This is a genomic window from Micromonospora sp. WMMB235, assembly GCF_001855515.1.
In the GTDB taxonomy this organism is placed as follows: domain Bacteria; phylum Actinomycetota; class Actinomycetes; order Mycobacteriales; family Micromonosporaceae; genus Micromonospora; species Micromonospora aurantiaca.
This window is the reverse complement of the sequence record NZ_MDRX01000001.1, coordinates 1261817-1284568: the sequence shown is the minus strand read 5'-3', so window position 1 is coordinate 1284568 and position 22752 is coordinate 1261817. Positions and strand designations below refer to the sequence as shown.

At 72.4% G+C, this 22752-nt stretch carries 25 protein-coding genes and 2 pseudogenes; 14 read left to right on the top strand and 13 right to left on the bottom strand.

What is annotated here, in order from left to right; genetic code table 11:
• Positions 1-58: 58 nt before the first annotated feature.
• Positions 59-460 (bottom strand): hypothetical protein, encoded by a 402-nt coding sequence (locus BFV98_RS05600; protein WP_013286084.1) that lies wholly within the window; start codon positions 458-460, stop codon positions 59-61.
• A 216-nt stretch (positions 461-676) separates the two neighbouring features.
• Between BFV98_RS05600 and BFV98_RS05595 the strand changes: the two genes are divergently transcribed.
• Positions 677-1081 (top strand): hypothetical protein, encoded by a 405-nt coding sequence (locus BFV98_RS05595; protein ID WP_071095220.1) that lies wholly within the window; start codon positions 677-679, stop codon positions 1079-1081.
• Positions 1082-1374: 293 nt separating this feature from the next.
• On the opposite strand, the gene BFV98_RS05590 is transcribed toward BFV98_RS05595, so the two are convergent.
• From BFV98_RS05590 to BFV98_RS05570, 5 genes are all read right to left on the bottom strand, one after another.
• A complete protein-coding gene (locus BFV98_RS05590; RefSeq protein WP_071095219.1) occupies positions 1375-2064 on the bottom strand; it encodes a DUF6069 family protein in 690 nt (229 codons plus the stop codon).
• Positions 2064-3062 (bottom strand): RNA polymerase subunit sigma-70, encoded by a 999-nt coding sequence (locus tag BFV98_RS05585; protein WP_071095217.1) that lies wholly within the window; start codon positions 3060-3062, stop codon positions 2064-2066. The genes BFV98_RS05590 and BFV98_RS05585 overlap by 1 nt, the downstream gene beginning before the upstream one ends.
• 75 nt (positions 3063-3137) lie before the next feature.
• The gene (locus tag BFV98_RS05580) at positions 3138-3473 is read right to left on the bottom strand and encodes a YnfA family protein (protein ID WP_071095215.1); all 336 of its coding nucleotides are present in this window, start codon (positions 3471-3473) and stop codon (positions 3138-3140) included.
• Positions 3470-3940 (bottom strand): MerR family transcriptional regulator, encoded by a 471-nt coding sequence (locus BFV98_RS05575; RefSeq protein WP_071095213.1) that lies wholly within the window; start codon positions 3938-3940, stop codon positions 3470-3472. Before BFV98_RS05575 ends, BFV98_RS05580 begins: the two co-directional genes overlap by 4 nt.
• Positions 3940-4269: a hypothetical protein gene (locus BFV98_RS05570; protein WP_030274023.1), complete on the bottom strand. Its 330-nt coding sequence runs from the start codon at positions 4267-4269 to the stop codon at positions 3940-3942. The genes BFV98_RS05575 and BFV98_RS05570 overlap by 1 nt, the downstream gene beginning before the upstream one ends.
• An 87-nt stretch (positions 4270-4356) precedes the next feature.
• Between BFV98_RS05570 and BFV98_RS05565 the strand changes: the two genes are divergently transcribed.
• From BFV98_RS05565 to BFV98_RS05555, 3 genes are all read left to right on the top strand, one after another.
• The gene (locus BFV98_RS05565; protein ID WP_030274021.1) at positions 4357-4683 is read left to right on the top strand and encodes a helix-turn-helix transcriptional regulator; all 327 of its coding nucleotides are present in this window, start codon (positions 4357-4359) and stop codon (positions 4681-4683) included.
• Positions 4683-5348 (top strand): cation transporter, encoded by a 666-nt coding sequence (locus BFV98_RS05560; RefSeq protein WP_030274019.1) that lies wholly within the window; start codon positions 4683-4685, stop codon positions 5346-5348. Before BFV98_RS05565 ends, BFV98_RS05560 begins: the two co-directional genes overlap by 1 nt.
• A gap of 179 nt (positions 5349-5527) precedes the next feature.
• Positions 5528-5710 carry a hypothetical protein gene (locus BFV98_RS05555; RefSeq protein WP_013286093.1) on the top strand — a complete coding sequence of 61 codons (183 nt, stop codon included), beginning with the start codon at positions 5528-5530 and terminating at the stop codon, positions 5708-5710.
• 9 nt (positions 5711-5719) lie between these two features.
• On the opposite strand, the gene BFV98_RS05550 is transcribed toward BFV98_RS05555, so the two are convergent.
• Positions 5720-6106, bottom strand: a complete 387-nt coding sequence (locus tag BFV98_RS05550; RefSeq protein WP_052166216.1) for a hypothetical protein — start codon at positions 6104-6106, stop codon at positions 5720-5722.
• Between the two features lie 104 nt (positions 6107-6210).
• Here BFV98_RS05550 and BFV98_RS05545 point away from each other — a divergent pair, with 104 nt between their 5' ends.
• Complete coding sequence (locus tag BFV98_RS05545) at positions 6211-6951, top strand: neutral zinc metallopeptidase (protein ID WP_030274016.1); 741 nt, start codon at positions 6211-6213, stop codon at positions 6949-6951.
• Positions 6952-7066: 115 nt separating this feature from the next.
• Positions 7067-7705 carry an HAD family phosphatase gene (locus BFV98_RS05540; protein WP_071095211.1) on the top strand — a complete coding sequence of 213 codons (639 nt, stop codon included), beginning with the start codon at positions 7067-7069 and terminating at the stop codon, positions 7703-7705.
• 52 nt (positions 7706-7757) lie between these two features.
• Here the strand turns inward: BFV98_RS05540 and BFV98_RS05535 are convergent, their stop codons facing one another.
• The 5 genes and pseudogenes from BFV98_RS05535 to BFV98_RS05515 form a co-directional block, all read right to left on the bottom strand.
• Positions 7758-10307: an ABC transporter permease gene (locus BFV98_RS05535; protein WP_071095209.1), complete on the bottom strand. Its 2550-nt coding sequence runs from the start codon at positions 10305-10307 to the stop codon at positions 7758-7760.
• Positions 10307-11071, bottom strand: coding sequence for an ABC transporter ATP-binding protein (locus BFV98_RS05530; protein WP_013476954.1), 765 nt, complete (start codon positions 11069-11071; stop codon positions 10307-10309). Before BFV98_RS05530 ends, BFV98_RS05535 begins: the two co-directional genes overlap by 1 nt.
• Before the next feature lie 260 nt (positions 11072-11331).
• Positions 11332-12016: pseudogene (locus BFV98_RS05525) on the bottom strand (response regulator).
• Positions 12017-12865: 849 nt separating this feature from the next.
• A pseudogene (locus BFV98_RS31360) lies at positions 12866-13340 on the bottom strand (ADP-ribosylglycohydrolase family protein).
• A gap of 153 nt (positions 13341-13493) precedes the next feature.
• Positions 13494-14411 (bottom strand): PD-(D/E)XK nuclease family protein, encoded by a 918-nt coding sequence (locus BFV98_RS05515; protein WP_041799026.1) that lies wholly within the window; start codon positions 14409-14411, stop codon positions 13494-13496.
• A gap of 214 nt (positions 14412-14625) precedes the next feature.
• Between BFV98_RS05515 and BFV98_RS05510 the strand changes: the two genes are divergently transcribed.
• From BFV98_RS05510 to BFV98_RS05500, 3 genes are all read left to right on the top strand, one after another.
• A complete protein-coding gene (locus BFV98_RS05510) occupies positions 14626-15684 on the top strand; it encodes a M50 family metallopeptidase (protein ID WP_151014987.1) in 1059 nt (352 codons plus the stop codon).
• Positions 15681-16625 (top strand): tRNA (adenine-N1)-methyltransferase, encoded by a 945-nt coding sequence (locus BFV98_RS05505; RefSeq protein WP_013476951.1) that lies wholly within the window; start codon positions 15681-15683, stop codon positions 16623-16625. The genes BFV98_RS05510 and BFV98_RS05505 overlap by 4 nt, the downstream gene beginning before the upstream one ends.
• A 175-nt stretch (positions 16626-16800) precedes the next feature.
• Entirely contained in the window at positions 16801-17373 is a 573-nt protein-coding gene (locus BFV98_RS05500; RefSeq protein WP_013476950.1) for a hypothetical protein, read from the top strand.
• Between the two features lie 59 nt (positions 17374-17432).
• On the opposite strand, the gene BFV98_RS05495 is transcribed toward BFV98_RS05500, so the two are convergent.
• On the bottom strand, positions 17433-17726 hold the full coding sequence (locus BFV98_RS05495) for a ferredoxin (RefSeq protein WP_013286103.1): 294 nt from the start codon (positions 17724-17726) through the stop codon (positions 17433-17435).
• 177 nt (positions 17727-17903) lie between these two features.
• Here BFV98_RS05495 and arc point away from each other — a divergent pair, with 177 nt between their 5' ends.
• The 5 genes from arc to prcB all read left to right on the top strand — a co-directional run bounded on the left by arc (position 17904) and on the right by prcB (position 22701).
• The gene (arc, locus tag BFV98_RS05490) at positions 17904-19685 is read left to right on the top strand and encodes a proteasome ATPase (protein WP_013286104.1); all 1782 of its coding nucleotides are present in this window, start codon (positions 17904-17906) and stop codon (positions 19683-19685) included.
• A gap of 167 nt (positions 19686-19852) precedes the next feature.
• The gene (dop, locus tag BFV98_RS05485) at positions 19853-21370 is read left to right on the top strand and encodes a depupylase/deamidase Dop (RefSeq protein WP_071095207.1); all 1518 of its coding nucleotides are present in this window, start codon (positions 19853-19855) and stop codon (positions 21368-21370) included.
• Positions 21371-21477: 107 nt separating this feature from the next.
• Positions 21478-21684: a ubiquitin-like protein Pup gene (locus BFV98_RS05480; protein ID WP_013286106.1), complete on the top strand. Its 207-nt coding sequence runs from the start codon at positions 21478-21480 to the stop codon at positions 21682-21684.
• Positions 21662-21943 (top strand): endonuclease domain-containing protein, encoded by a 282-nt coding sequence (locus BFV98_RS31355; RefSeq protein WP_176921677.1) that lies wholly within the window; start codon positions 21662-21664, stop codon positions 21941-21943. The genes BFV98_RS05480 and BFV98_RS31355 overlap by 23 nt, the downstream gene beginning before the upstream one ends.
• Positions 21862-22701, top strand: a complete 840-nt coding sequence (gene prcB / locus BFV98_RS05475) for a proteasome subunit beta (RefSeq protein WP_176921676.1) — start codon at positions 21862-21864, stop codon at positions 22699-22701. The genes BFV98_RS31355 and prcB overlap by 82 nt, the downstream gene beginning before the upstream one ends.
• Positions 22702-22752 lie beyond the last annotated feature (51 nt).

Below are 22752 nucleotides of genomic sequence, written 5' to 3'. Positions count from 1 at the left end.
CGGACGAGCGCGGGGCGCCCGCCGGGATGGCGGACGCCCCGAAGGGTCGACGCGTCGGTCAGCCGATCAGCGTGACCGAGTAGTCGTACGTCGTCCCGGTCACCGAGTACGTCGCGGTCTGCCCGTTCTCGCAGTACGACACGAAGCTGCTCGGGGTCCGTTGCGCTCCGGCCACCGCGTCCACCACCGGCCGCACATCGGACCCGACCGGCAGCGCGGTGGTGGTGAGATCGATCGTCCGCGACTGGTTGATCGGGTAGGTGTCGGTGTTCGCCGTCTCCAAGCCGTTGCTCGCCGCGACACTGAAGGACATCACGAAGGCGGCGTTGTTCACCACGGCGATGCGCTGAACGCAGGGTTCGGCCTGCGCGCTGGCCGTGGAGGCCGTGGCCAGTGCCGATGCACCGGCGGCGAGCGTCCCGGCGAGTGCGGCTCCGACGAGCCTGGCGCGGAAGGTCATGGTGTCACCTCTCGGTCGTACGTGGCGCCGGGCGCCGACTGGCGGCGCCCGGCGTATGGTCCGTATCGAAGTGCCCGAGTGATCTCGATCGAATCCTGTGGATCGCATCATTCTGTGTCGGGCCTGCGGCTCCCGGTCGATCTGGCGGCTCGACCGGTGCCAGACTGAGGGATCGATTTCGATGGCGTGCGAGCGTCCCGGTGCGAGGAGTCCGAAGTGGTGAACTCCGCCCTCTCCGCTGTCGTCCACGCGGTCGGAGCCGGCCCGCCACCGCTGGCGGACCCGGCTCTCGACCCCGGTGCGACGTACTACACCTTCGTCGTCCTGTCCGGTATGTACCTCGCCCCCCTTGTCATGTCCGGGCTCGGGTTTCTCTGCGCCGCGGGCATCGGGCTCAGCCGCCGGATCGGTACGGCCGCCGCGATCGTGATCGTCCTGTTCTACGCGTTGTCGCTGCTCGGCAGCGCCTTCACCTGGCCCGGCCTGGAGCATCAGGGAAGACCGGGTGAGACGCTGTGGCTGATCGTGATCGGTTGCGGCGGCTTCCTGGTGTTGCCCTGGCTCGTCGCGTTCGGCGGCACCAAGGTGGCCCTCCGACGTCGCGGAGCCACGGCCGAGTAAACCGCCAGGCGCACACGCCGCAGGGATGGTCCGCCCGGATACACGTCGAGGGTGGAGCTACCCGCGGTCGCCCTTCCTGGGCCACGTGGCCAGCGCTGCCAGGACGGCGCACGGGACCAGACAGCCGAACAGGCCGCACAGCGGCACGACGGCAATCCAGAACAAGCCCTCCACGGTGGGATGGTAGGCGCTCGATTGAAGCCGTCTCGTGGCGGGGAGCGCAGGGACAGCCGCACCTCCGGCCGGAGACAGCAGGTGTCCCGTAGCCGCGATTTGCCGCCGGAGGCGGGGCGTCAGCCGGTCCTCGCGCGCAGGCTCCGCGTCAGGGCGGGGATCATCACCGCCGCCGCGACCAGGTGCAGCCCGACCAGCGCGACAGTGGTGGCTGCGTCGCCCCCGGCGATCAACGGCGGCACCATCGACAGCGCGGTCAGGGACACCGCCGTCCACACGAACCGCCGCGCGGGGTAGGCGCTGAACCGCAACAGGACGGCGGCGATGACGACGCCCACGAGCGAGAAGAACCCGGTCACCACGGCGAACCCGCCCAACGGGATCGTCTCGCCGCCGTCAGGGATCTCGAAGTCCACACCGGCGGCCCGGGCGAGCGCCGCCGCGAGCGTGGTGACCGCCATCGCGGCGATCGTGGCGACCAGGCCGGTGACGGCGAGCCGCCGGAAGCCGTGCGGACGGCCCGAGACGGTGCCGGTGTCGGTGCTGCTGATCATGTCGTTCCTCCGAGCTTCGAGGTGAGGGGTGAGGATCCGCACGGTCGCGGTGCGACGGCCGGGGTTGCGCAACGCGCGTACGCCGGTGCCGCGCAGCCAGAAGCCGGCGTCACGGCCGAGGACCGGCCCGGGGGTGCCGTCGCGCAGCTCCAGCTGCACCCGGCCGCGCGTGACCACGCCGTACGCGTGACGCCACTGGGCCGCGACCACCGGAACTCGCGCGCCGCCGGGCAGCGCGAGCGTCCGCGCGGGCACTACGGCGTACGGTCGGCCGGCAGGCGCTCCGGCAGCCCGAGCCGCGGGAACTGGTCGGCGTGGAACGTGACGATCTCGGTGATGGCCCCGCCGGTGATGCGCAGGGCGTCGACTGTGAGCGGCAGGTACGCGCCGTCGCTGTCCTGCCAGAGGTAGAACGCGACGGCGGGCTGCCGGTTCACGGCGGTGGGCACTGCTCGCAGGCTGCCCAGGCTCTCGAAACCGTCTGCGATCCAGTCGTTCACCACGGCGTCGCGGCCGATCTGGAGGCCCGGGGTGGGCGGCATCGAGCAGCGCACGTCGTCGCGCAGCATGGCGGCGAGACCGTCGACGTCCTTGGCGATGCTGGCGTCGGTGAAGCGGCGTACCAGCTCGCGGGTCCGCGTGTCCGTCTCGTCGCCGGTCCAGTCCTGCCGTTGCGCGGGCAGGTGTTCCCGCATGCCCGCGCGGGCGCGCTGCAAGGCGCTGTTCACCGAGTTGACCGAGTCCCCAAGGAGTTCCGCGACGTCCTTCGCGGGCCAGCCGAGCACGTCCCGCAGGATCAGCACTGCGCGTGGGCGCGGCGCCAGGTGCTGCACCGCGACCAGGTACGCCAGCTCGATCGTCTCTCGCGCCACCGCTACGGCTTCCGGCTCGTCCGCGTCGGCGGCGGGCAGCTCGTCGAGCAGCCGGTCCGGGTACGGCTGGAGCCACCGCACCTCGCCGCCGGTCGCGGGCTCGGGCCGGCACTTGGCGAGCAGGTCCAGGCAGGCGTTGGTGGCGATCCGGTACAGCCAGGCCCGGAACGTCGACCGTCCCGCGAACGTGTCCCGCCGCCGCCACGCCCGCAGGAACGTCTCCTGGACGGTGTCCTCGGCGTCCTCGAACGACCCGAGCATCCGGTAGCAGTGCACGTGCAGCTCCCGCCGGTGCCGCTGCGCCAGCCCGGTGAACGCCGGTTCGTCGACCTCAGCCAGATCGCTCACGCCCAGCTCCTGCAGCTGCGTGTCCCTACCCATGACGTCATCCCTCCGCGTCGTCGTGTCCCTTCGCAGGTGTGACGGGCACGGGCGCGGAAACTCATCACCGCGACGTCAGCTCGTGCGCGGGGCGTACATGATGACGGCGACGCCGACCAGGCAGATGGCCGCTCCGACGAGGTCGTAGCGGTCGGGCCGGAACTTGTCGACCACCATGCCCCAGGCGAGCGACCCGGCGACGAAGACGCCGCCGTAGGCGGCGAGGATGCGGCCGAAGTTCGCGTCCGGCTGGAACGTGGCCACGAACCCGTAGGCGCCGAGCGCGATCACCCCGGCGGCGATCCAGAGCAGCCCGCGGTTCTCCCGCCAGCCCTGCCACACCAGCCAGGCGCCGCCGATCTCGGCGAGGGCGGCGAGCAGGAACAGCAGGATGGAACGCACGACCGTCATGCGTCAGACCGTAGCGATGCCGGGCCGGGGACCGGCCGGGCGGCCCGGTCGGCGGGCCCGGCGCGGTCGGCGAACGGCAGGGGGCAGCAGGCGCTGCCGGCGCACTCGACCGGGTCGTCGCAGCCGGCTGCGACGGCGGCCCGGAGCGTGTCGCGGACGACGGTGAGGTCCGCCAGGCGCCGTTCCACCTCGGCGAGCTTCCGCCGCGCGTGCCCCTGCAGGCCGGCGCCCCGGCCGCGTCGGCCGGCGCCCAGCAGGCCGGCGACCTCGTCGAGGGTGAAGCCGAGACGTTGCGCGGCCTTCACCACCCGCAGCAGGGTGACCGTCTCGGCCGGGTAGAGGCGATGCCCGCCCGGCGACCGCCGGGGCGCGGGCAGCAGCCCGCGCCGTTCGTAGTAGCGCAGCGTCTGCACGTTGACCCCGGCCGCGTCGGCGAGCCGGCCGCTGCGCAGTTCCGGCTCGCCCATCACCGGCCCCGCGCGGTCGTGGCCCGCAGGGCCAGGGCATCGAGTACGGCGACACGGGTCGCCGGAACGCGGATGTCGAGCGTCAGCGTGTCGCCGTCCGGGCCGGCGAGATCGAAGGTGAAGAAGGAGCAGCAGGCGGACTCGCGGGCGATCAGGTCCCGGGCGAGCGCTTCGGCGCGGCCGTCGAGGTGCAGCCGCAGATGCCCGGCGGCCGGCCGGTCGGCGCCGCGCAGCGCGTCGTGGAACAGCCCGTCGAACTCGGCCAGCCGCAGCGGCCGCTCGGTGGTCGGCAGCGTGCAGGTGTCGGGCACCCAGGATTCGTCGGTCACCTCTCGACGGTAAGCCCGTACCGGGGTACCGGATGCAACCGCCGGTTCATTCTTTCCTGAATACAGCAGACGCTGTACAGTCACAGCATGCGGACGCTGCACCACTCCCAGGCGCTGTCCCGTTTCGGTCACGCGCTGTCCGACCCACTGCGCGCCCGGCTGCTGCTGGCCCTGCGCGAGGGGCCCGGCTACCCGGCCGAGCTGGCCGAGGCGCTCGGCACCAGCCGGCAGAACCTGTCCAACCACCTGGCCTGCCTGCGCGGCTGCGGCCTGGTCGTGGCCGTGCCGGAGGGTCGCCGCACCCGGTACGAGCTGGCCGACGCCCGCCTCGCCCACGCGCTCGGCGACCTGGTCGGCGTCGTGCTCGCGGTCGACCCGGCCGCCTGCCCGGACGCCGCGGACGGATGCTGCTGATGAGCCTGCCGCTGATCCCCGTCACGCCCGCAGGCCCGGGGCCGGACCGCCGTGCGCTGCTCACCCGCCGGGTACGCCTGCTGGTCGCCGCGACGATCACCTACAACGTGATCGAGGCGGTGGTGGCGATCGGCGCCGGCACCGTCGCGTCCTCGACCGCCCTGATCGGTTTCGGTCTGGATTCGGTCATCGAGGTGGCCTCCGCGGCGGCGGTGGCGTGGCAGTTCGTCGGTCCGGATCCGCAGGCCCGGGAGCGGGTCACGCTGCGCGTCATCGCGGTGTCGTTCTTCGCGCTCGCCGCGTACGTCTCAGTCGAGGCGGTACGGGCGCTACTCGGCGGCGCCGAGGCCGCGCACTCACCGGTCGGGCTGGTGCTCGCCGGGCTCTCGGTGATCGTGATGCCGGTGCTGTCGGCAGCGCAGCGGCGCGCCGGGCGTGAACTGGGCTCCCGGTCGGCGGTGGCCGACTCGAAGCAGACGTTGCTGTGCACGTACCTCTCGGTGGTCCTGCTCGTCGGGCTGGCCCTCAACGGCCTGTTCGGATGGTCCTGGGCCGACCCGGTCGCCGCCCTGGTGATCGCCGTGGTCGCGGTCCGCGAGGGCCGCGACGCCTGGCGCGGCGACACCTGCTGCGCCACCTGCGGACCGGGCGGCGGGCGGGCCTGATCACCGGCCGCGACCTGCGGCGACGTCGGGAATACGGCTGTGCTCGACGGCCCGGCGGGCTACCGTCACCGGAGTACGGGCCGGCGTGGGTCAGGCGCGCCGCGTCCACGCCCGCGCCGTCGGAGTTGACGTGGCGGAAACGCCCGCAGACGAGCATGGGTACGACGAAAGGGGCGGACATGACCGACGAGGTGACGTCGCAGGTCCCGCCGGAACCGGCTCCCGTGCTGACCACCACGCCCGCCGGAACCGGGCCGGTCGGACCGCCGAGCAGCCTGGACCTGTGGGCGCGCGCCCAGGTGCTGCACCGCTGCTTCGGCGACGACGACGGCGAGCCGCACATCATGCGCGGCCTGGACTGACCGCGCCGGTCAGCGCACCGTCACGCCGGCCCCCGCCAGCACCTCCCACCACGACGCGAGGTCGGGAACAGGCTCGGCGCGGGCCGTGTACTCATCCAACCGCCGCCGCTGCTCCGCGCTCGGCGCCGGTGAGACGGTGGCGCCCACGCCGACCAGGGCGTACCGGTGGCCGCCGACGGTGAGCAGCATCGTGCCGACGATCGTCCCCCGGGCCTCGACCTGCCCGGCGGGCGCGGCGAACACCTCCGCGCCGCGCCGGTCGCGGGCGCGCAGCCGGCCCTCGTCGAGCGTCAGCAGCACCGGTACGCACCGCATGCCGTTCCAGAGGCTGCGTCGCCAGTAGACGATTCCCGCGTACGACCGGCCCACGACGCCGACCGTACCGTTCCCGCGCACCGGTGAACGATTCCCGGCGGCGGTGCGTGAGAGCCGGTGAGCATCACCGGCGGCCGCCGGGGGTACTGCTGCGGGACACGGGAACGAACAGCCGGGAGGTCACGGTGGGGGACAGGGCGGGACGTCAGGGGCGCGGGCCGATCGCCGGACTGGTGGTGGCCGCGCTGGTGGCGGCCGGCTGCATGGCCGGCGGCTACGACCAGGGCGAGCCGCAGCAGCCGGCACCCCCGCGCAGCGCGCAGCCCGAGTCGCAGACCACCCGCGCGGACGGCACGACGAGCGTGGCCGAGTTCAAGCAGGACATCCAGGACGCGGTACGGCTGGCCGAACGCTACTGGGCGGAGCGGTTCCGCGCCTCCGGTGAGCGGTTCACCCCGATCCGGCGGGTGGTGGCCTACAGCCGCGAGGGCGAGGTGGCCTGCGCCGGGCAGGGGCTGCCGCGCAACAACGCGGTCTACTGCTCGGCCGGCGACTTCATCGCCTACGACGTGAACTGGTCGGTGGCGGCGTTCCGGCAGATCGGCGACGCGTTCCTGTTCTACCTGCTCGGCCACGAGTACGCCCACGGCATGCAGGTGCGGCTGGGCATCCGCTACAACTTCACCATCCAGCAGGAGTTGCAGGCCGACTGCATGGCCGGGGCGTACCTCGGTGACAGCGTGCGGTCCGGGGCGCTGGAGCTGGAGGACGGCGACCTGGAGGAGTTCCGGGAAGGGCTGCTGGCGGTCGGCGACGACCCGGACCAGCCGTGGTTCGCCGAGGGCTCGCACGGCACCGCCGAGCAGCGCAGCGAGTCGTTCTTCCGGGGGTACGAGAAGTCGCTCGGCGCCTGCGGCCTCGGGTGATGCCGCGGGTCACCCCGATCGGGGACGGTGACGGGCGCACCGGACGCGGCTGGCAGGATCGGCGGGGTACGCGTATCGAAGGAGGCCCCCGCTGAGCAGCAAGCACCCCGCCGCCGTGCTCTTCGACATGGACGGCACCCTGGTCGACAGCGAGAAACTGTGGGACGTCGCGTTGCAGGAACTGGCCGCCGTGTACGGCGGTGTCCTGTCCGAGGACGCCCGCCGCGCGATTGTCGGCACCGGGATGGCCGACGCGATGCGGATCGTGCACGACGACCTGGGCCAGCCGGAGCGGGACGTGCAGGAAAGCGCCGACTGGATCAGCGCCCGGATCCTGGACCTGTTCCGTACCGGGCTGCGGTGGCGTCCGGGCGCGCTGGCGCTGCTGCGGGCGGTACGGGACGCCGGCATCCCCACCGCGCTGGTCACCTCCAGCGGCCGGTCCCTGGTCGAGGTGGCCCTGGACACGCTGGGGCGGGACAGCTTCGACGCGGTGGTGTGCGGCGACGAGGTGGACTCGGCGAAGCCGCACCCGGAGCCGTACCTGACCGCCGCGCGTCTGCTGGGCGTGCCGGTCGAGCGGTGCGTGGCGATCGAGGACTCACCGACCGGGGTGGCCAGCGCGCTCGCCGCCGGGGCGGCGGTGCTGGCCGTACCGGCCGAGGTGCCGCTGGCGCCCGCCGACGGCGTACACCAGGTGGAGAGCCTGCTTGCGGCGGACCTGGAGCTGCTCGCGGCCCTGCTCAATCGTTAAGAAGGGCCCCTTCTTATGCGCGAGGCGTTAAGAAGGGGCCCTTCCTTTCACGTCAGTCGTGGGCGATGGCGCCCAGGACGTTGATCCGCGCGGCCCGGATCGCCGGCAGCACGGCGGCGACCACGCCGATGATCGCGGCCAGGATCAGGAACGTCACCATCTGACCCCACGGCAGGACCAGGTCGGTGATGCCCTCGTCCTTGAGCGCCTCGACCACCGCCGCGCCGAGACCCGTGCCGACCACCACGCCGAGCAGTGCGCCGAAGATGGAGATCACCACCGCCTCGACCGTGATCATGCGCATGGTCTGGGCGCGGCGCAGGCCGATCGCCCGCAGCAGGCCCAGCTCGCGGGTCCGTTCCAGCACCGACAGCGCCAGCGTGTTGATGATGCCCAGCACGGCGATCACGATGGCCAGCGCCAGCAGGATCTGGATCATCTGGAGCAGGGAGTCCAGCTGGCCGGTCTGCTGCTCGATGAACGCGGCCCGGTCGGCCACCGACACCTCGGGGCTGTCCGCCAGCAACCGCTCGACCTGCGGCTGCACCGCGTCCACCGACGTGCCGGGGGCGAGCTGCAGGAAACCCTGGATCGGCTGCGGGATGGCGAAGTCCGCAGCGGCCTGCGGCGGCAGCGTCACCGGGTTGGTCAGCTGCGAGCTCTCGTAGATGCCGCTGACCGTGTAGGTGCGGGCCTCGCCGCGGGACAGCTGCACCGGCACCGTCGAACCGACGCTGAGGTTGCGTGCCTTCGCGGTGTCCGAGCTGACCAGCATCTGGTCCGGCGCCAGCTTGCTGATGTCACCGGCGGTGGCCTTCGCCCCGAAGATCTGCTGGAGCGCGGCCACGTTGCTCGACACGGCCACCCAGGTCCGCTCGCCGCCGACCACTGCCATGTCGCCGTACTCGCCGTCGACCATCTGGACGCCCGGGATCGCGGCGGCCTTCTCCAGGACCGCCGGGTCGAAGCTCGCCGGGCGCGGCCCGGACGACGCCCCGGAGATCACCAGTTCCGCCTTGATGGTGTCCTCGGCCAGCGCGCCGATGCTGCCCTTTGCCGAGTCCAGGATCACCGTCACGCCGGTGACCAGGGCGATGCCCACCATCAGCGCGGCGGCGGTGATCGCGGTGCGGCGCGGGTTGCGGCCCGAGTTGAGCCGGCCCAGCTTGCCCGGCACCGACCAGGAGAAGATCGCGCCGAGCAGCGAGACCACCGGCCGGCTGATGATCGGCGTCAGCAGCGCCACGCCGATGAACGCGAACAGCACGCCGCCGAGGATGGTCGCCAGGGTGCTGTCGCCGGCGTGCCCGCCGAGACCGATGAACAGCAGTACCGCGCCGATGCCGGTGACCACCGCGCCACCGATGGTGACCTTGGTGAGCGGCCGGTCCGGCGTGGCGACGTCCTGCATCGCGGCGATCGGCGGGATGCGCGAGGCGCGCACCGCCGGCAGCAGCGCGGCGATCACCGTGATCAGCATGCCGACCGCGAACGCGCCGATCACCGCCGAGGCCGGCACACCCAGCCCGGCCAGGGTGAGACCCCCGGCGAGCTGACCGAACAGGTACGCCAGCAGCGCGCCCACGCCGATACCGGCGGCGAGCCCCAGCACCGAGGCGATCAGGCCGACCGCGAGCGCCTCCAGCACCACCGAGCCGATGACCTGCTTGCCGCTGGCCCCGATCGCGCGCATCAGGGCCAGCTCACGGGTGCGCTGGGCCACGATGATCGAGAACGTGTTGAGGATCAGGAACGTGCCGACCAGCAGCGCCACCGCGGCGAACCCGAGGAGGATCTTGTTGAAGAACGACAGCCCCTCCTTGAGGCCGGCCGAGGCGTCGGCGGCGAGCTGCTCGCCGGTCTTGACCTGGTAGTCGGCGCCCAGCGTGCGGGCCAGCTCGTCGCGCAGCGCGGCCGGCGTGGTGCCGTCGGCGGCCTGGACGCTGACGTTGCTGAACACGTCCGGCTTGCCCAGCATCAGCTGCTGCGCCACCGGGGTGGTGAAGTAGACCTCGTTGGCGCCACCGATCGAGTCCCGGCCGCCGCTGTAGCCGAACACGCCGACGAGCGTGAACTCCTTCTTCGGGGCGAGCGTCAGCACGCCGACCCGGTCGCCGACCTTGACCTTGCCCGCCTCGGCCAGCGCGGTGTTGATCACGATCTCGTCGTCGGCCTGCGGCGCGCGGCCCTCGCGGATCTCCACCAGGTCGCTCTCACCGAGCCAGTTCTGGCCCAGCTGCGGCGGACCGAACGAGGTGACCACCTTGCCGTTGCTGCCGATCATGCGGGCGCCGTCGGCGGCGACCACGCCCTCGGCGTCGGCGACGCCGGGCACCGCCTTGATCCGGTCGAGCACCGACGCCGGCATCGGGGTGCTCAGCGGCATGCCCTCCGTAGTGGAGACGTCGATCTTCGGCTTCGCCTCGACGCTGACGTCGACCTCGGCGTACGCGTCGGCGAAGACCGCGTCGAAGGACCGCCCGAGCGTGTCGGTGAGCACGAACGCGCCGGAGACGAACATGACGCCGAGCACCACCGCCAGGCCGGACAGCAGCAGGCGCAGCTTGCGCGCCAGCAGGCTCTTGAGCGTTGCCCGCAGCATCAGTTGCCCACCTCGACCGGGGCGTCCAGCTTCTTCATCGTGTCCAGCACCGTCTCGGCGGTCGGCTCGATCAGCTCCGAGACGATCTGCCCGTCGGCGAGGAAGACCACCCGGTCGGCGTACGCGGCGGCGGTCGGGTCGTGCGTGACCATGACGATGGTCTGACCGTGCTCGCGGACCGAGTTGCGCAGGAACTTGAGCACCTCGGCGCCGGAGCGGGAGTCCAGGTTGCCGGTCGGCTCGTCCGCGAAGATCACCTCGGGGCGGGCGACGAGCGCCCGGGCGCACGCCACGCGCTGCTGCTGGCCGCCGGAGAGCTGAGCCGGGCGGTGCCCGAGCCGCTCCCGCAGCCCGACCGTGTCGATCACCGTGTCGTACCAGGCCGGGTCGGGCTTGCGCCCGGCGATCGACAGCGGCAGCAGGATGTTCTCCTGCGCGGTGAGCGTGGGCAGCAGGTTGAACTGCTGGAAGATGAAGCCCACCTTGTCCCGGCGCAGCTTCGTCAGACCCGCGTCGTTGAGACCGGTCACCGTCGTGTCGCCGATCATCACGGTGCCCTTGGTCACCGTGTCCAGACCGGCGAGGCAGTGCATGAGTGTGGACTTGCCGGAGCCGGACGGCCCCATGATCGCGGTGAACCGGCCGCGTTCGAACTCGGCGGTCACCCCCCGCAGCGCGACGACCTGCGCCTCACCGCTGCCGTACACCTTCCACACGTCGTTCGCCCGGGCCGCGGCCTGCTCTCGGCCTACCGTCGCGGTCACGTCATCTACCTCTTCCGTATGTCGTTCTCATGCCGCACCGCCCCCGCTGGCCGGTGCGGCGGAATCCATCCTCGGGGTCGCGAGCCCGAAAGCCCTCCGACCTGGGGTGGAATCCGCGCCGATCTTCCGGTGAGGGTCGACCCCCATCCGGGCTCAGGGTGACCCCTGACCGGCAGGCGACGCCGACGTTAGGGCCTGACCCCGCGTGATGGTCAACACATCAGCCCCGCCGCTGGTCACGGTAGGCGACCCGCGCCACCTCAGCCGCCGGGACGGACCAGGCCCGTCTCGTACGCGAGCACGACCCGCCTGGACCCGGTCGCGCAACCGTAGCTTCGTCAGCACATGACCGACATGGGTTTTCACAGTGGTCTCGCTGACCGACAGCAACCGGGCGATCTCCGCGTTGGACAGTCCACGCGCCATGTGGGTGAGCACCTCGCGCTCCCGGTCGGTCAGCGGCTCCAGCGCCCGCGCCGGCGCGGCGGCCGGGTCCGGCAGCACCTGGGCGAAGCGGTCGAGCAGCCGGCGCAGGATGCGTGGGGACATCACCGCGCCCCCGGCGGCCACAGTGCGGATCGCGGCGACGAGGTCCTCGGCCGGCACGTCCTTGGTGAGGAAGCCGCCCGCCCCGGCCCGCAGCGACCCGACGACGTGTTCGTCCTGCTCGAACGTGGTGAGCACGAGCACGCGGACCGGCAGCCGGGCCGACACGATCGCCCGGGTGGCGGCCACTCCGTCCAGGCGCGGCATCCGGATGTCCATCAGCACCACATCGGGCAGCAGCCGCCGGGACAGCTCCACCGCCTCCACGCCGTCGCCGGCCTCACCCACCACGTCGAGGTCGTCCTCCGCGCCGAGCACCATCCGGAATCCGGTACGCAGCAGCGGCTGGTCGTCGGCGAGCAGAATCCGCACCGGCCGGGAGACGGCGCCCTCGGTCATGCATCCCCCTCGTCGTCCGGTCGGCGGTCCGGCCGGAGCCCGCCGGCACGCGCCCGCGATCCATCCAGCGCGAACCGGGCCGCGGTAACCACCGTAGAGGGCGCCGGCCGCCCGGTCGCCGATCAGGCCGCCCCGATCCCGCGGGTTGGCCGGGCTCTGCGCGCCGGCCCGCGCGGGATCCCGGGGCGCCCTGCGCGCACGGCCCTCTCGGGATCGCGCACGGCCCGCGCGGGATCGTGGGCGGTCTGCGCGCACGGCCCGCGCGGGATCGCGGGGCCCACGGTGACCCGGCGCCGCATTCGTCCCAGAGTGGCCCGGCACCCGATTCCGCCCCGCGGTGACCTGACACCGGAATCGCCCAGATCGGGGAGCGCCGCGCGGCGGCTCGGCGAGCCCGTCCCGGCCGGTGGTGCACGCCCCGCATGATCGACCCCACTTCGCCGAGGTGGCTGCATCCCACCCCTATCGACCCCGCCACCTCCCCGAGGTGGCGTCACGCCCCCGTCGACCCCGCCACCTCGGCGAGGTGCTGCGTGCCCGGTCACCACCGATGGTGATCCACACCTGCTCGGGGAGGTTGCGGCATCATGCACCCGTCGACCCCGCCACCTCCCCGATGTGGCTGCGTCCCATCCCCGTTGACCCCGCCACCTCCCCGATGTGGCTGTGCCCCACCCCGTCGACCCGCCACCTTCCTGACCTGGGTGCATCCCGCCCGTCAACCTCGCCATTTCGGTGAAGTGGTCCGGGTGCCCGGTCGCCACCGGTGGTGATCCACACCTGGTCGGGGAGGTTGCGGCATCACGCACCGCTCGATCGCGCCACCTCCCCGAGGTGGCGCGCACGCCTTCAGGCGGCGGGAAGTGGGCGGTCGCGCCCGCTCAAACCGGTGTACGCGGCAACGGTCCTGCCCGCGATGGCGGCTGTGGTGTCCACGTGGCCGCCCGCCTCCACGCAGACACGGATCGCGGCCGGACAGTCGTGCGGCAGCGTGGCGGCGACCCAGCCGCAGGAGCCCTGCCCGTCGAAGGCGGACGCGGCAGCCACCGGCCACGGCGTGCCGGTACGGATCAGCCGCAGCACCGTCACCGCGCCCGGCCCGTACCCCCGGGTGTGGGCCGCAGCGCTGCGCGAACGCCAACGCCAGCCGGTCCCGGTCGATCCGTCCCCCGCCGGCCAGTCCGGCCACCACCGAACAGGCCATCTCGGTGTCGTCGGTCCACTCCCACGGCGCTCTGCGCGCCGGGTCCGCATCGGGCTCGGACGCGCTCCCCGCGCCCGAGCCGCGCGCGGGATCGCGGGCGCTCCGCGCGCCGGTCCGCACGGGATCGCGGGCGCTCTTGTGTGCGGTTACGGTCCGAACGGGTGGATTGACGGCGGGTACGACTGGGCATCGCCGGCGTGCGCGGGATCGCCCGTCGATCCGGGGACCCTGCGGCCAGGCGTCAACCCGGGCACCCTCCGGCGGGAGCGGAGGTCACTCGTCGGCGCCGGGCGCCACCGGGCGGGAGCGGGCGTCCACGAGCGGGTCGGGCGCGGCGGCGGCCACCGGGAACGGCGGCGGCGTCCCGCCGTAGCTCGGGCACAGCGCCTGGTGGTTGCACCAGTCGCACAGGCGGCTCGGCCGGGGACGGAAGTCCTGCCGGGCGGTGGCCTGCTCGATCGCCCGCCACAGCGCCACCACGGTGCGCTCGAAACGCACCAGCTCGTCGGCGTCCGGCGCGTAGTCGCAGACCTCGGCGTCCTTGAGGTAGAGCAGGCGCAGCACGCGCGGCACCACGCCCCGGGTGCGCCACAGCACCAGGGCGTAGAACTTGAGCTGGAACAGCGCGCGCGCCTCGAACGCCTCGCGCGGCGCCCCGCCGGTCTTGTAGTCGACCACCCGTAGCGCGCCGTCCGGCGCGACGTCGAGCCGGTCGAGGTAACCGCGGATGAGCAGCTCGTCGTCCACCACCGCGGAGATCAGCGCCTCGCGCTCGGCCGGCTCCAGCCGGCGCGGGTCCTCCACCGCGAAGTAGCCGTCCAGCAGCGCCGTCGCCGACCGGAGGAACTCCTGCGGCCCGACGGCGTCGCCGTCGGCGAACAGCGTCGCCAGCTCCGGCTCCTCGGTGACCAGACGGTCCCACTGCGGGACGACCAGGTCACCCGCCGACTCCGGGGTGCGCGCCGCGGCCGGCAGGTCGAACAGCCGCTCCAGCACGGCGTGCACGAGCGTGCCCCGGGCCTGCTCGACGGTCGGCCGCTCGGGCAGCCGGTCGATACTGCGGAACCGGTAGAGCAACGGGCAGGTCTTGAAATCTGCCGCCCGCGACGGCGACAACGAGGCCCGCACGGTGACCGGCGCCGGTGCCGCCGTCTGGTCGCCGTGACTGTCGATCATCGGTTCCGCCGTCATGACCGGAAGGTTAGGGCACGCGTGTGACAGGGCCGGCGTCGCCGCACCGAAGCATGATCGGGATCGCGGCACCCTGGGTCGTCCCCGGCTGCGGGGCTCGCCGAAGCTCAGCTCACGTAGCATCGGGCCGGTGCAGCAGCGGAGCCGAGGACCCCGCCGGCCGGGGCTCAGCCTCGGCCGGGTCCTCGGGGTGCCGCTGCGCGTCGACGCCTCGATGCTGCTGCTCACCGTCGTGGTCACGGTGCTGTACGCGGCGCTGGCCCGCCGTCAGCTCGACCTCGGCCCGCTCGGCGGCTACCTGGTCGGCCTCGGCTTCGTGATCTCCCTGCTCGGCTCCGTGCTGCTGCACGAGCTGGGCCACGCGCTGACCGCCCGCCGGTACGGCATCGGTGTGCGGGGGATCACGCTGGAACTGCTCGGCGGCTACACCGAGATGGACCGCGACGCCCCCAGCCCTCGGGTCGAGCTGCTGATCTCCCTGGCCGGTCCGGCCGTCTCCGCAGTGCTCGGCGCCGGCGCGGTCGCCGCCACCCTCGCCCTGCCCGCCGGCACGCTCGGCCACCAGCTCGCCTTCCAGCTCGCGGTCAGCAACGTGGTGGTGGCGATCTTCAACAGCCTGCCCGGCCTGCCGCTGGACGGCGGCCGGGCGCTGCGCGCCGCCGTGTGGGCGCTCACCCGCGACCGGCACCGCGGCACCGAGGTGGCCGGCTGGGTGGGCCGGGCCGTCGCGCTGGGCACGCTGGCGCTGGTCGTGGTGCTCACCATGCGCCGGGCGCTGGCCCCGCTGGCCCTGCCGCTGCTGCTGCTCGTCGCGCTGACGCTGTGGCGCGGCGCCGGCCAGTCGATCCGGATGGCGCGCATCGGCCGCCGGCTGCACCTGGTCGACCTGGCCCGGCTGGCCCGCGCGGTGCTGCCGGTGCCCGCCGGCACGCCGCTGGCCGAGGCCCAGCGCCGCCGCGACGAGGCGGGCACCCCCGAGGCGGCGCTCGGCGTGGTCGACTCGGCCGGCCGTACGGTCGCCCTGGTCGACCCGGCCCGCGTCGCCGCCGTACCCCCGGAACGGAGGCCGTGGGTCGCGGTGGACGAGGTGGCCCGCGACCTGTCCGCCGTGCCGGCCCTGCCGCTCGGGGCGGACGGCGAGCGGGTGCTGGAGACCGTGCGCACCCACCCGGGCGCGCAGTACGTCGTGACGGCAGGCGAAGATGTGGTCGGCGTGCTGCACATCGCGGATCTCGCCCAGCTCCTGGAACCCGAACGGAAGACGAACACGTGACCGCAGAGATCTCCACCGTCCCGGCGTTGCCCCCGGTCCACCGCGGGCCGTTCCGGCCGGGCGACCGGGTCCAGCTGACCGACCCGAAGGGCCGGATGCACACCGTGACGCTGGAGCCGGGCAAGGAGTTCCACACCCATCGCGGGATCCTCAAGCACGACACCCTGATCGGCCTGCCCGACGGCAGCGTGGTCACCACCGCCGGCGGCGGCACCGCGTTCCTGGCGCTGCGGCCGCTGCTGTCGGACTACGTGCTGTCCATGCCGCGCGGCGCCCAGGTGATCTACCCGAAGGACTCGGCGCAGATCGTCGCCATGGGCGACGTCTTCCCCGGCGCCAAGGTGCTGGAGGCCGGCGCCGGATCCGGCGCGCTGTCCTGCTCCCTGCTGCGGGCCGTCGGCACCGAGGGTGAGCTGCACTCGTTCGAGCTGCGCGACGACTTCGCCCAGATCGCCCGCCGCAACGTCGAGGCGTTCTTCAACGGCCCGCACCCGGCCTGGAACCTGCACGTCGGCGACGTCGCCGACTGCGCCGAGACCGGATTCGACCGGATCATCCTCGACATGCTCACCCCGTGGGAGATGCTCGACATGGTCGAGCGGGCACTTGTGCCCGGCGGCGTGCTGATCGGCTATGTGGCCACCACCCCGCAGCTCTCCGAGCTGGTCGAGGCGCTGCGCGAGCGCGGCGGCTGGACCGAGCCGCGCGCCTGGGAGTCGCTCGTGCGCGACTGGCACGCCGAGGGGCTCGCCGTCCGACCGGACCACCGGATGATCGCCCACACCGCGTTCCTGGTCTCCGCGCGCAAGCTCGCCCCCGGGGTCACCGCGCCGCCGCGGCGGCGCAAGCCCAGCAAGGGCGCCGAGGCGTACGCGCAGCGCCGCGACGCCCTGCGCGCCGCCGCCGCGGCCCGCGCGGCGGAGGAGCCGGAGCAGTCCTGACCCCCGCCGCGCGCCCGCGCGCGCACGGGCGGATCATGTGTGCCGGTGGGGACGACACCTGAGCGGGTGGAGACGGTGGCATGAGCGAGCGGATCGGGGCGCGCGTCGGGCGGCGCGCCCGTGCCGGTGACCGGAACCGACGGCGGCGCCGCGGCGCGGGTCGGCGGGAGGCGGCGTGAGCAACCCCGGCTACGGCAACGGCGATCTGCCCGCCGTCTTCCCGGACTGGTCGCCCTACACCGACCTGGAGTCGGCCGCGCGGGCGTACCTGCGCGACCCGGACATCGCGCTGGAGGCGCTCGACGGCGTGCTGCGCGGCGCCTCAGTGCTCGGTTTCACGCTGGAGCGCTTCGTCAACGAGGTGAACGGCGTGTGGCAGGAGGTCGTCGTCTGCGACGGCAGCCGGCTGGTGCTCTGGCACGGCGAGGACGTGCCGCCGGGGGAGGGGCCGCCCGGCGCGATGACCTCGTCGCTGCGGGTGGTGCCGCTGTCCACCGTCACCGAGGTCGGCTGCCGGCGGCGGCTCATGCGCGCCGACAACGGCACCGTACGGGTCGACAGCATCGACGTGTACCTGCTGCTCAGCTCGCTGGACGAGGCGCCGCCCAGCGACGAGGCGATCGGCGCGCCCCGGCACGACGCGCTGCGATTCGGCAAGACCCTCGACGACGGCGGGGCCGGGCAGATCGCCCGGCTGGAGGAGTTCGCCCGGCTGGTCGCCTCGGTCGTCGGCCGGCCCCTGCTCTGAGGCGGACGCACGACGGGCCGGGGACCACACGTCCCCGGCCCGTCGTGTCCGTCTCCGCCTCAGTCCTCGGCCTCCGGGCCGGCCACCTCGACGCCGTCGCTGCCGCGCACCACGTGGATGCACTCGCCCGGGCACTCCTTCGCGGAGTCGATCACCTCGAGGCGCAGGTGCTCCGGCACGTCCACCCGGGCGCCGGGGGCCTGCCGCAGCTCGCCGTCGGGGCCCTTGACGTACGCCAGGCCGTCGACGTCGAACTCGAAGACCTCCGGCGCGTACTGCACGCAGAGCCCGTCACCGGTGCAGAGATCCTGATCCACCCAGACCTGCAACTGGTCGGTCGCGACGTCGGTCACGAAGCACCCCCCATGTTCTCCCGTCCCACGCTCCGACGGTACCCGAACGCCCGTACCCGCCCCGCGACCAGCCCTTCGCGATCAAGCTTCGGTGACGAGCGCGTTGCTGTGGACCGAATCGGGCTCATAGCGGCTAGTGTTAGGTCAGAACGTTCAAGCCCCCCGGGGAGGTGGGACGTGGCACGCAGCGACGACGCGGACTCGCGCGCCGCACGGTGGGAAAAGGAAGCCCACGATCTCTCCACGCAGGTCGCGTTCCTGCAAGAGGAACTCGCTCTGGTGCGGCGCAAGTTGACCGAAAGCCCTCGACACGTCCGGCAGCTCGAAGAGCGGCTGGCGGCCACCCAGGCACAGTTGGCGCGGCTGACCGAGAACAACGAGCGGCTCGTGAGCACCCTCAAGGAGGCTCGCGCGCAGATCGTGACGCTCAAGGAGGAGATCGACCGGCTCGCCCAGCCGCCGAGTGGCTACGGCGTCTTCCTGGCCAAGCACGACGACGGCACGGTGGACGTGTTCACCGGCGGGCGCAAGCTCCGGGTGGCCGTCTCGCCCTCGCTGGAGGTCGACGAGCTGCGCCGGGGCCAGGAGGTCCTGCTCAACGACGCGCTCAACATCGTCGACGCGTTCGGCTACGAGCGGGTCGGCGAGGTGGTGATGCTCAAGGAGATCCTGGCGGGCCCCGAGGGCGCTCCGGGTGACCGGGCACTCGTGGTCTCGCACTCCGACGAGGAGCGCATCGTGCACCTCGCCGAGACCCTGATCGGCAGCGCGATCCGGGCCGGCGACTCGCTCATGATCGAGCCCCGCTCGGCGTACGCGTACGAGCGGATCCCGAAGAGCGAGGTCGAGGAGCTGGTCCTGGAGGAGGTGCCCGACGTCGACTACGAGGACATCGGTGGCCTCCAGGCGCAGATCGAGCAGATCCGCGACGCGGTGGAACTGCCCTTCCTGCACTCCGACCTGTTCCGCGAGCATCAGCTCCGGCCGCCGAAGGGCATCCTGCTCTACGGCCCGCCCGGCTGCGGCAAGACGCTCATCGCCAAGGCGGTGGCGAACTCGCTGGCCAAGAAGATCGCCGAGCGGGAGGGCAAGGATCGGCACACCAGCTTCTTCCTCAACATCAAGGGCCCCGAGCTGCTCAACAAGTACGTCGGCGAGACCGAGCGGCACATCCGGCTGATCTTCCAGCGGGCACGGGAGAAGGCCGGTGAGGGCACTCCGGTGATCGTGTTCTTCGACGAGATGGACTCGGTGTTCCGCACCCGCGGCTCCGGCGTCTCCTCCGACGTGGAGAACACCATCGTCCCGCAGCTGCTCAGCGAGATCGACGGCGTCGAGGGCCTGGAGAACGTCATCGTCATCGGCGCCTCCAACCGGGAAGACATGATCGACCCGGCGATCCTGCGGCCCGGCCGGCTCGACGTGAAGATCAAGATCGAGCGGCCGGACGCCGAGGCGGCGAAGGACATCTTCTCCAAGTACATCCTCGCCGGCCTGCCGCTGCACGCCGACGACCTGGCCGAACACGGCGGCGACGCCCAGGCCACGGTCGCGGCGATGATCGACGCGGTGGTCCTGCGGATGTACTCCGAGACCGAGGAGAACCGGTTCCTCGAGGTCACTTACGCCAACGGTGACAAGGAAGTCCTCTACTTCAAGGACTTCAACTCCGGCGCGATGATCCAGAACATCGTCGACCGGGGCAAGAAGATGGCCATCAAGGAGTTCCTCACCTCCGGCCGCAAGGGTCTGCGCCTGCAGCACCTGCTCGACGCCTGCGTCGACGAGTTCCGCGAGAACGAGGACCTGCCCAACACCACCAACCCCGACGACTGGGCCCGCATCTCCGGCAAGAAGGGCGAGCGGATCGTCTACATCCGCACGCTCGTCTCCGGCGGCAAGGGCGCCGAGGCCGGACGGTCCATCGAGACCGCCAGCAACACCGGCCAGTACCTGTAGTCCGACCCCCTCGACGAAGGCCCGTGGCGTACGCGCCACGGGCCTTCGCGCGTACCCGGGGAAGCCGCCACACCGGACCCGGCGCTGCCGCCACGCCCCCTCGGCGCGTCACGCCGACTACGCTCGACGTGACGGGGACCGGGACGGCGAGCGGAGCGGGCAGGTCGATGAGCGTTAGACGGATCATGGGCACCGAGGTCGAGTACGGCATCTCCGTGCCCGGTCAGGCCGGAGCCAACCCGATGGTCACCTCCTCCCAGGTGGTCAACGCCTACGGGGCGCGGCCGGAACTCAACCGGGGCGGCCGGGCCCGCTGGGACTACGAGGAGGAGTCGCCACTGCGCGACGCCCGGGGGTTCACCTACTCCGGTGCCGCGTACGACCCGGCCGAGGCGCTCGCCGACGAGGATCTCGGGCTCGCCAACGTCATACTCACCAACGGCGCCCGCCTCTACGTCGACCACGCGCACCCGGAGTACTCCACACCCGAGGTCACAAACCCCCTCGACGTGGTGCGGTGGGACAAGGCGGGGGAGCGGGTGATGGCCGAGGCGTCCCGCCGCGCCGCGACCATCCCGGGCACCCACCCGATCCACCTGTACAAGAACAACACCGACAACAAGGGCGCGAGCTACGGCGCGCACGAGAACTACCTGATGCGCCGGCAGACGCCCTTCGCCGACATCGTGGCGTACCTGACGCCGTTCTTCGTCACCCGGCAGATCGTCTGCGGCGCCGGGCGGGTCGGCATCGGCCAGGACGGCGGCCAGAGCGGTTTCCAGATCTCCCAGCGGGCCGACTTCTTCGAGGTCGAGGTGGGACTGGAGACGACGCTCAAGCGGCCCATCATCAACACGCGGGACGAGCCGCACGCCGACGCCGACAAGTACCGCCGGCTGCACGTCATCATCGGCGACGCCAACCTCTCCGAGATCTCCACGTTCCTCAAGGTCGGCACCACCTCGCTGATCCTCGCCATGATCGAGGAGAAGGCGCTCGGCGCGGACCTGGGCATCGCCGACCCGGTGGCCGAGCTGCGCGCGGTCAGCCACGATCCGTCGCTCAAGCACCTGATGCGGATGCGCGACGGCCGCAGGCTCACCGCGTTGGACGTGCAGTGGGCGTACCTGGAGCGGGTGAGCTCCTTCGTGGACGACCGCTACGGCAAGGACGTGGACGCGCAGACGGCCGACGTGCTGCGCCGCTGGGAGAGCGTGCTGGACCGGCTCGGCCGGGACGCGTTCGAGTGCGCCGACGAGCTGGACTGGGTGGCCAAGCTGCGGTTGCTGGAGGGCTACCGGGAGCGGGAGAAGCTCGCCTGGGGCTCGCACAAGCTGCAACTGGTCGACCTCCAGTACTCCGACGTGCGGCCGGAGAAGGGCCTCTACCACCGGCTGGTGCAGCGCGGCTCGATGAAGACGCTGCTCACCGACGAGCAGACGCGCACCGCGATGACCGAGCCGCCGGAGGACACGCGGGCCTACTTCCGGGGCCGCTGCCTGGACCGGTACGCCTCCGAGGTGGTCGCCGCGAGCTGGGACTCGGTCATCTTCGACGTGGGCCGGGAGTCGCTGGTCCGGGTGCCGATGATGGAGCCCGAGCGGGGCACCCGCGCGCACGTCGGCGAGCTGTTCGACCGGTGCGAGAGCGCGAAGGATCTGCTGGAGACGCTCACCGGCGGGTGACCCCGATGCCGGAAGGCCCGCCGGGTGCCGGAAACGGGCACGCGACGGGCCTTTCGTCGCTCCCGCGAGGTAAGTTGATCGCAGGCGATCGTGGAGGAGGCACCACCATGGCGACGCAAGAGGGTGGGCAGACCCAGTCCGGCAAGTCCCGCGAGGAGGTCGAGGAGGTCACCGCGGAGGCCAACCCCGAGGTGGCCGAGCGGCACGCCGAGATCACCGAGGACGTGGACGACCTGCTCGACGAGATCGACTCCGTCCTGGAGGAGAACGCCGAGGAGTTCGTCCGAGGATATGTACAAAAGGGCGGCCAGTGAGGCATATGTCCGTTTCGCCCGTCAGGGCGAAGGGCAGGCCGTCGACCGCCGGCACCACGATGATCGCACCGGACGGGTGCGCGGGATAATCTGCTTCAACTGCAACGGTGGTCTTGGCCGGTCCCGGGACGCTCCCGTGGGGCCGGCCGGGGCGATCACGTACCTGAGAGGAACCACGTGGCAGCGGGTTTTGATCCATCCGGGCGTCTTCCAGATGTGTTCACCAACGCGGGGACGTCCTCCTTCACAGCGTTCCTGAGCAAGGTGGCCCCCGAGATGCTGCCCGGCCGTCGGCCGCTGCCGCCCGGCATGGCCGCCGACATGGCGCCGCACGCGACCACCATCGTGGCCATCTCGGCCGCCGGCGGTGTGGTCATGGCCGGCGACCGGCGCGCCACGATGGGCAACCTGATCGCCCAGCGCGACATCGAGAAGGTGCACCCGGCCGACGCGTACTCGCTCGTCGGCATCGCGGGCACGGCCGGCATCGGCATCGAGCTGATGCGACTGTTCCAGGTGGAGCTGGAGCACTACGAGAAGATCGAGGGCGCGATGCTCTCGCTCGACGGCAAGGCCAACCGGCTGGCGTCGATGATCCGCGGCAACCTGGGCGCGGCCATGCAGGGCCTCGCCGTGATCCCGCTGTTCGCCGGCTTCGACCTGGCCGCGAGCGACCCGGCGCGGGCCGGGCGGATCTTCAGCTTCGACGTGACCGGCGGCCCGTACGAGGAGACCGGTTACGACGCCATCGGCTCCGGTTCGCTGTTCGCCAAGTCCGCGCTGAAGAAGCGGTTCCGGGCCGGCCTGTCGGTCCAGGACGCGACGCGGCTGGCGGTCGAGGCGCTCTACGACGCGGCGGACGACGACACCGCCACCGGCGGCCCCGACCTGACCCGGCGGATCTACCCGGTCGTGATGACCGCGACCGCCGAGGGCACCCACCGGCTCACCGACGCCGAGACGGCGGCGATCGCGGAGAGCGTGGTGTCCGGCCGGATGGAGAACCCCGGCGGCTGAGGCCGCTCCCACCGTCCACCGAGTCAGCAGTCCCGCAGAAGGAGAACCGCC

Excerpts from the sequence above, each read along its gene's own strand:
- BFV98_RS05600 (WP_013286084.1), bottom strand. The coding sequence starts at position 460 with ATGACCTTCCGCGCCAGGCTCGTCGGAGCCGCACTCGCCGGGACGCTC.
- BFV98_RS05585 (WP_071095217.1), bottom strand. The coding sequence starts at position 3,062 with ATGGGTAGGGACACGCAGCTGCAGGAGCTGGGCGTGAGCGATCTGGCT.
- BFV98_RS05580 (WP_071095215.1), bottom strand. The coding sequence starts at position 3,473 with ATGACGGTCGTGCGTTCCATCCTGCTGTTCCTGCTCGCCGCCCTCGCC.
- BFV98_RS05575 (WP_071095213.1), bottom strand. The coding sequence starts at position 3,940 with ATGGGCGAGCCGGAACTGCGCAGCGGCCGGCTCGCCGACGCGGCCGGG.
- BFV98_RS05565 (WP_030274021.1), top strand. The coding sequence starts at position 4,357 with ATGCGGACGCTGCACCACTCCCAGGCGCTGTCCCGTTTCGGTCACGCG.
- BFV98_RS05560 (WP_030274019.1), top strand. The coding sequence starts at position 4,683 with ATGAGCCTGCCGCTGATCCCCGTCACGCCCGCAGGCCCGGGGCCGGAC.
- BFV98_RS05555 (WP_013286093.1), top strand. The coding sequence starts at position 5,528 with ATGACCGACGAGGTGACGTCGCAGGTCCCGCCGGAACCGGCTCCCGTG.
- BFV98_RS05535 (WP_071095209.1), bottom strand. The coding sequence starts at position 10,307 with ATGCTGCGGGCAACGCTCAAGAGCCTGCTGGCGCGCAAGCTGCGCCTG.
- BFV98_RS05515 (WP_041799026.1), bottom strand. The coding sequence starts at position 14,411 with ATGACGGCGGAACCGATGATCGACAGTCACGGCGACCAGACGGCGGCA.
- BFV98_RS05510 (WP_151014987.1), top strand. The coding sequence starts at position 14,626 with ATGCTGCTGCTCACCGTCGTGGTCACGGTGCTGTACGCGGCGCTGGCC.
- dop (WP_071095207.1), top strand. The coding sequence starts at position 19,853 with ATGAGCGTTAGACGGATCATGGGCACCGAGGTCGAGTACGGCATCTCC.
- BFV98_RS05480 (WP_013286106.1), top strand. The coding sequence starts at position 21,478 with ATGGCGACGCAAGAGGGTGGGCAGACCCAGTCCGGCAAGTCCCGCGAG.
- BFV98_RS31355 (WP_176921677.1), top strand. The coding sequence starts at position 21,662 with ATGTACAAAAGGGCGGCCAGTGAGGCATATGTCCGTTTCGCCCGTCAG.